This window comes from Phenylobacterium sp. CCH9-H3, from assembly GCF_001557235.1.
Classification (GTDB): domain Bacteria; phylum Pseudomonadota; class Alphaproteobacteria; order Caulobacterales; family Caulobacteraceae; genus Phenylobacterium.
Window position 1 is genome coordinate 1 of the sequence record NZ_LSJI01000213.1, and the last position, 2,740, is coordinate 2,740.

The following is a 2,740-nucleotide window of genomic DNA, read 5'->3' on the forward strand; positions in this document are numbered from 1 at the left end:
TTTTTGCACGCCGATCACCCCACGAAGGGGGTGCCTATTGCACGCCGATCCTCACCTCAAAGCCCACGACTATGAGTCCGAGACAATGGGCGAGGTGTTGGTGTCTCCAGTCGGCCAGTTCACGACCTCGGCAGTCGCGTTGATCATGAACCTTACCAACCGGCCTCACTATGTCGCGAAGCAGCGACACATCGTTGGAAAGTGGCCCTATTGAAATGCTGGGTATAACAGCGCCGCTGCGCTAGGGTTTTGCAATCCGCACCTAAGTCATTGATGTAGAACGGATGCTTTTAGAAGTGTTTTGAATCTAAGTCTTTGATTTTCTTGAAAACTGCCCGGCTTCCCAAGCTGAATGTCAGGGGTTCGATTCCCCTCACCCGCTCCAGCTTTCCAGCAAATCGTCAGGTGCCATGGTTCCCCACGGGGGAGCGGCGGAATTCGGTCAGGCCGTGGGCGTTGGTCGCGCATAGCGTCGCGTGGAAGTCGGTGTGCTGGGCCTCATCGAAGACGTCGCGGTAGGAAATCCGTCCGCAGCATACGATCTTCAGGCGGCCGGCCTTCATGGCCTCCATCTCGTCGACGGTCAAAGCCCGGTCCATGCGGCTGGTCTGCGCGATCTCGCTCTGGGCCCCGAGGTGGGCGACCGAGCCGCGCTCGGGCGGATGGGCGGCCTGCGTCGGAAACGCGACCGCCGCGTCGGCGTCGTAGACGCCGACGAGCGTATCGACGCTCAGTTCGTGGGCGGGCGTCTGGCCCGTGTTGGCGTAGTTGACCCGCACTCTCAGGGGCTTGCCGGCCTCGAAGTCGAGGGACTCGAACGACTTCACGGCGACATAGGCGCGTAGCTGTCGCTGCGCGTTCTCCCGGCTTGCGGCAAGGGACTTGAGGGCGGCGTCGGCGGCGACCTGGGCGTGGCGCAGGCTCTGCAGCGACAGGCCCGCGATCACGATCTGGCCGACCGCCGCGAGAGCGAGGACGATGGTCAGCCAGTCGGAAACGCTGCTGGGCTTGGGCAGGTTTGCCGCGACCACCAGGATGGCGCCGATGAGCGCGGCCAGCAGGACTGCGACCGCGACCAGCAGTTCCTCGACCCCCCTCAGCGACCCCTGCGACACCGCCAGCCCTCCCTGAGCGCCCGCATGGGAGCCTATCGCGCCGGGACGGTCCACGGCCACCCCGGACGTCTTCGCGACGTCGGGGGCCGACGATTGCGCGCCGCGAACAAGCTTGCCCGGAATTTAAGCCTGATCGTTCCGGTGTTCTTCACCGCGCCCGCGGCTTCGTGGGGTCCACAAGTTTCGCAGGGAGACACGCCATGCCCAAGAACACGATCACCGATCCGCCCGTCGACGCCGAGAAGGACGGGGGCAGCTTCGCGACGATGCCCAAGGACATCTCGCACGTGACCTTCTACTTCGACCTGACGCCGGACGACCTGGAGGACGACGAGTTCTCGTTCGTGAAGGTGGAGACGCCGGACGCCGTGAACGACGACCTCGACACCTGGTACGAGGACGCGCTGGCCGAGATCCTGGCGCGCAATCCGCAACTGGCCGAGGGCGAACTGGTGGGCGCCGCCATCAAGTTCGGCAGTGGCAAGTCGGGCAGCGGCGGCGAGTTCTACTACGCGCTCGACGGCGACAGCACAGACGTCGACTCCGCCCCTACCGGCGGCTTGGTCCAGGCGCGCGAATACGCGGGCTACGGCGGCGGCGTCGAATACCGATACGGCGACCTGTTCTAGAGCGCCCCGCTCCGGCCGCGCCGCCGGATCAGGTCGGCGGCAGGGTCGAGGCCGTGATCTCCGCCTTGCTCATCGAGCTGACGGCGCCGCCATCGGCGCTGGGGCTCAGGGCCGAGGCCGGCAGGTTCACGTTTCGGCCGTCGACGCTGGCCGAGATCGTGGTGGCCCCGTCGGGCGTGCGGATCACCCGGGCGATCGTCCCGATGGTCGCGCCCTGGGCGTCCTTGATCGGCATGCCGGTCTTGTAGGGTGAGGTCGTGGCGCTGGTGTCGACGGCGGGCGGGCTGGCCGGCGCAGTCGGCGCCGGGGAGGTCGGCGGCGCCGGATTCACCGCGCCGGGCTGGCCGGCCGCCGCCTGGGCCTGGGCGGCGCAGGCGAGCACCAGGCTGAGACCGGCCGCATAGAGCGGAATGCGCATGGGACGTTTTCCTTATTCCTCTGGGTAGAGGAAACCATCCCTGCGCGCCCAGGTTCCGCCCGGGCGGCGTGAGGGAGCCCCGTGCCAGGCCGGTGGGCCGCTCGGAAACGACGAAGCCCCAGCCTTGAGGCTGGGGCTTCTCTCTCGCTCAGAGTTGGGGATGCCTCAGGCGAGCGCGGTCCTCCGCCGGCGCATGAGGGCGCCCGCGAAGCCGAAGCCCATGATCATCATCGCCCAGGTCGAAGGCTCGGGGACCGCGGTGATGTCGCCGAGCCGAAGCTGGCCGAGCGCCACGTCGCCTGAGGTCGTGAAGCTGATGTGGGTGAACACATCGCCGTCCGTGGCCTTGAAGTTGAAGAAGCTGTTGTTGGTCATGCCGTCGAAGGTCACCGGACCCGGGTCGTAGGGGTCGAGGGTCTTGTCGACGTACTGGGTGAACTCCACGCCGCCGGCGTCATAGCCGCGCAAGGTGATCGACCAGACGGTCTGCCTCGGCGCGTTGATGTTGAGTTCGGCCGCGGTGAAGGTGCCGCCGGGCGTATAGATGTCGAGGAAGGTCAGTCCGCCGTCGCTGCCGA

At 66.7% G+C, this 2,740-nt stretch carries 5 protein-coding genes; 2 read left to right on the forward strand and 3 right to left on the reverse strand.

What is annotated here, in order from left to right:
* Window positions 1-214 (forward strand): hypothetical protein (locus tag AX721_RS28435; RefSeq protein WP_231733257.1); only part of this gene is annotated, 214 nt, incomplete at its 5' end.
* Between the two features lie 187 nt (window positions 215-401).
* Here AX721_RS28435 and AX721_RS18735 read toward each other — a convergent pair.
* A complete protein-coding gene (locus AX721_RS18735; RefSeq protein ID WP_068877500.1) occupies window positions 402-1,115 on the reverse strand; it encodes a hypothetical protein in 714 nt (237 codons plus the stop codon).
* Window positions 1,116-1,315: 200 nt separating this feature from the next.
* Between AX721_RS18735 and AX721_RS18740 the strand changes: the two genes are divergently transcribed.
* On the forward strand, window positions 1,316-1,744 hold the full coding sequence (locus tag AX721_RS18740) for a hypothetical protein (protein ID WP_068877501.1): 429 nt from the start codon (window positions 1,316-1,318) through the stop codon (window positions 1,742-1,744).
* Between the two features lie 28 nt (window positions 1,745-1,772).
* Here the strand turns inward: AX721_RS18740 and AX721_RS18745 are convergent, their stop codons facing one another.
* Together AX721_RS18745 and AX721_RS28080 are read right to left on the reverse strand one after the other, a co-directional pair.
* Window positions 1,773-2,162, reverse strand: a complete 390-nt coding sequence (locus tag AX721_RS18745; RefSeq protein ID WP_068877502.1) for a hypothetical protein — start codon at window positions 2,160-2,162, stop codon at window positions 1,773-1,775.
* 165 nt (window positions 2,163-2,327) lie between these two features.
* Window positions 2,328-2,740, reverse strand: a 413-nt coding sequence (locus AX721_RS28080; protein WP_068877503.1) for a PEPxxWA-CTERM sorting domain-containing protein, incomplete at its 5' end; no start/stop codon positions are given.

Coding starts and splice junctions, on each gene's coding strand:
- AX721_RS18740 (WP_068877501.1), top strand. CDS start 1,316: ATGCCCAAGAACACGATCACCGATCCGCCCGTCGACGCCGAGAAGGAC.
- AX721_RS18745 (WP_068877502.1), bottom strand. CDS start 2,162: ATGCGCATTCCGCTCTATGCGGCCGGTCTCAGCCTGGTGCTCGCCTGC.